The 2,610-nt window shown below is 42.5% G+C and carries 5 protein-coding genes and 1 pseudogene; all 6 read right to left on the minus strand.

Annotated features, from left to right (window positions below; translation table 11 throughout):
* On the minus strand, positions 1 to 295 hold a 295-nt coding region (rplV, locus tag PCY17_RS12070), incomplete at its 3' end, for a 50S ribosomal protein L22 (protein ID WP_301395761.1).
* Positions 296 to 306: 11 nt separating this feature from the next.
* Complete coding sequence (gene rpsS, locus PCY17_RS12075) at positions 307 to 588, minus strand: 30S ribosomal protein S19 (protein ID WP_000533766.1); 282 nt, start codon at positions 586 to 588, stop codon at positions 307 to 309.
* 103 nt (positions 589 to 691) lie between these two features.
* Positions 692 to 1,525 (minus strand): 50S ribosomal protein L2, encoded by an 834-nt coding sequence (gene rplB / locus PCY17_RS12080; protein ID WP_000512910.1) that lies wholly within the window; start codon positions 1,523 to 1,525, stop codon positions 692 to 694.
* Positions 1,526 to 1,542: 17 nt separating this feature from the next.
* Positions 1,543 to 1,839: a 50S ribosomal protein L23 gene (locus PCY17_RS12085; protein WP_001055347.1), complete on the minus strand. Its 297-nt coding sequence runs from the start codon at positions 1,837 to 1,839 to the stop codon at positions 1,543 to 1,545.
* The gene (rplD, locus tag PCY17_RS12090; RefSeq protein ID WP_000024541.1) at positions 1,839 to 2,462 is read right to left on the minus strand and encodes a 50S ribosomal protein L4; all 624 of its coding nucleotides are present in this window, start codon (positions 2,460 to 2,462) and stop codon (positions 1,839 to 1,841) included. Before rplD ends, PCY17_RS12085 begins: the two co-directional genes overlap by 1 nt.
* A 24-nt stretch (positions 2,463 to 2,486) precedes the next feature.
* A pseudogene (locus tag PCY17_RS12095) lies at positions 2,487 to 2,610 on the minus strand (50S ribosomal protein L3); the annotation flags it as partial.

Consider the following 2,610-nt stretch of genomic DNA (forward strand, 5'->3'; position numbering starts at 1 on the left):
GTGAAGCTGAACCTTTCGCACGTGGACGGAAACGTTTCATAGTTGGTCCTTCGTTTGCGAATGCTTCAGATACTACCAAGTTAGCTTTGTCCAAACCAAAGTTGTTTTCAGCGTTAGCTACAGCTGAATTCAAGACTTTCAAGATGATTTCAGCAGCTTTGTTTGGTGTGAATGTCAAGATTGCAATAGCATCGGCTACGCTTTTACCACGGATGTTGTCAAGAACAAGACGTGATTTACGAGGTGAAACACGTACTGTACGAGCCATTGCTTTAGCTGAAGTAATTTCTGCCATTTATGTTCTCCTTATTTTCTACGTGTTTTCTTGTCGTCTGCAGCGTGACCTTTGTAAGTACGAGTTGGTGCAAATTCACCAAGTTTGTGACCTACCATGTCCTCTTGGATGTAAACAGGTACGTGTTTACGTCCGTCATAAACTGCAATAGTGTAACCAATGAAACTTGGGAAGATCGTCGAACGACGTGACCAAGTTTTGATAACTTTTTTCTTTTCGTCGTTAGCTTGAGCTTCAACTTTTTTCATCAAATGCTCATCGACGAAAGGTCCTTTTTTAAGACTGCGTCCCATTTTTATATTTTCTCCTTTAAATGTTGTACCACAGCGGCTTGCGCTCACATGGAGCGCTACCGAGCTGGCGGATTTCCTAGTTGCTTAGGCGACTAGTTTACTATTATTTCTCGTTGCGACGACGAACGATAAGTTTGTCAGATTTCGCTTTCTTGTTACGAGTTTTAAGACCAAGAGCAGGTTTGCCCCATGGAGTAGATGGCGCTTTACGACCAACTGGTGCTTTACCTTCACCACCACCGTGTGGGTGATCGTTAGGGTTCATTACAGAACCACGAACTGTTGGGCGGATACCTTTCCAACGGCTACGTCCTGCTTTACCAAGGTTCACAAGTCCATGTTGTTCGTTTCCGACAACACCAACTGTTGCACGACAAGTTCCAAGAATCATACGTACTTCGCCAGATTGAAGACGAACAAGAACATATTTACCTTCTTGACCCAATACTTGAGCAGAAGCTCCAGCTGCACGTACCAATTCTCCACCACGACCTGGTTTCAACTCGATGTTGTGGATCAAAGTACCAACTGGGATGTTAGCAAGTGGAAGTGCGTTTCCGACTTTGATATCTGCTTCTGGACCTGAAACGATACGTTGACCAACTTCAAGACCTTTTGGAGCGATGATGTATGCTTTCACACCGTCAGTGTAGTGTACAAGGGCGATGTTTGCAGAACGGTTTGGATCGTACTCGATTGTTTTAACAACAGCTTCAACGTTGTCTTTGTTACGTTTGAAGTCAACCAAACGGTAGAAACGTTTGTGTCCACCACCTTGGTGACGAACAGTGATACGACCGTTGTTGTTACGACCAGCCTTGCTCTTCAAAGCAACAAGCAATGATTTTTCAGGAGTGCTTGTTGTGATTTCAGCGAAATCCAAAGAAGTCATATTACGGCGACCGTTTGTTGTTGGTTTATAAACACGAATTCCCACGATATTTCCTCCTTAGATTATTCAGCTTCAGCAGCAAACAACTCGATTGCTTTTGAATCAGCTGTAAGTGTGATGATAGCTTTTTTAGTTTTATTAGTAAAACCAGTGTAACGTCCAACACGTTTCGCTTTTGGTTTTACGTTGATTGTGTTAACGTTGGCAACTTTAACACCTTCGAAAGCAGCTTCAACAGCTTGCTTGATCAAAAGTTTGTGTGCACGAGTGTCAACTTCAAATACATATTTACCTGCTTCAAGTTGAGCCATTGAGCTTTCAGTGATGACAGGTTTTTTGATAACATCATACAAATTCATTATGCAAGAACCTCCTCGATTTTAGAGATAGCTGCTTGTGTGACAAGAAGTTTGTCGCTATTTGCGATGTCAAGAACACTTGCAGTTGTAGCAGTTGCAACTTTCACGTTTGGAAGGTTGCGAGCTGAAAGAGCTGCGAATTCATTTCCTTCTTCAAGGATAACAAGAACTTTAGAATCGATGTTCAATGCTGCAAGAACTTTAGCAAATTCAGCAGTTTTTGGAGCTGTAAATGAAAGAGCGTCTACAGCTACGAATTTGTTTTCAGCAACTTTTTCAGAGTAAATTGATTTAAGAGCTAGGCGACGAACTTTTTGCGGAAGTTTGTAGCCGTATGAACGTGGAGTTGGTCCGAAGACAACACCACCACCACGCCATTGTGGTGAGCGGATAGAACCTTGACGAGCACGTCCAGTTCCTTTTTGACGCCATGGTTTGCGTCCACCACCTGATACTGCAGAGCGGTTTTTAACAGCGTGTGTTCCTTGACGAAGGCTTGCGCGTTGGCTGATGACGACATCAAACACAACTGATTCATTTGGTTCGATACCAAATACTGCATCGTTAAGAACAACTTGGCCAGCTTCTTTACCAGTTTGGTCAAATAATGTTACGTTTGCCATTGTGACTGATTTCCCCTTTCTTTATTATTTACCAGCTTTAACTGCTGATTTGATAGTGATAAGAGATTTCTTAGCACCTGGTACGTTACCTTTGATAAGGATAACGTTCTTTTCTGGAACAACTTGTACAACTTCAAGGTTTTGAATT

The sequence above is a fragment of the Streptococcus sp. SO2 genome, assembly GCF_030440025.1.

What these genes read in the sequence shown, in the direction of transcription:
- rpsS (WP_000533766.1), bottom strand. Translation starts at nt 588, where the DNA reads ATGGGACGCAGTCTTAAAAAAGGACCTTTCGTCGATGAGCATTTGATG.
- PCY17_RS12085 (WP_001055347.1), bottom strand. Translation starts at nt 1,839, where the DNA reads ATGAATTTGTATGATGTTATCAAAAAACCTGTCATCACTGAAAGCTCA.
- rplD (WP_000024541.1), bottom strand. Translation starts at nt 2,462, where the DNA reads ATGGCAAACGTAACATTATTTGACCAAACTGGTAAAGAAGCTGGCCAA.